The organism is Microbacterium sp. CIAB417 (assembly GCF_022788845.1).
The window spans coordinates 1-492 of the sequence record NZ_JAHZUT010000043.1; the positions used below are offsets into that span (position 1 = coordinate 1).

The following is a 492-nucleotide window of genomic DNA, read 5'->3' on the forward strand; positions in this document are numbered from 1 at the left end:
GTCAAGATCCCGACGAACTGCGCGTCCGGGGTGACCTCGACCTGATCGCCTCGGATGGTCGCCTGACCGCGTCCGCTCTCCACGCCGGCTTCGATCAGGCGCAGCTCCCCCTCGCCCTCGAACGGGTTGAAGTCGTTCTCGAGCACCGGAACCGTGATCGTCTCGCCCTGGTTCGTCTCCGGGAAGGAATCGGTGTTCGCGGTCGGGAGTGCACGCGTGGATGCCGTCACCGTCACATCGATGGTGCCCTCGATCGGCTCGGTCTCGCCGTCCGAGATGCGCACCGTGACGGTCGCGGCTGTGCCCTTCGGAGTGCTGGACGACGCCTCGACCTGCAGCTCGGTACCGTCGATGCGCGCGGAGATGCCGTCGGTGGCGCCGCTGACATAGTCGAACGTGTGCTTGCCCTGATCCTCGAGATCCGGGTCATCCGTGAGTTCGGCGAGATCGATGGACGAGGCGGCCTCCCCGGGGGCGACGTTGACCTGTCCC

Annotated in this window: 1 protein-coding gene; it reads right to left on the reverse strand. The window is 67.1% G+C overall.

The features are described from left to right. Positions 1–492 (reverse strand): Ig-like domain-containing protein (locus KYX17_RS31645; RefSeq protein ID WP_243233729.1); only part of this gene is annotated, 492 nt, incomplete at both ends.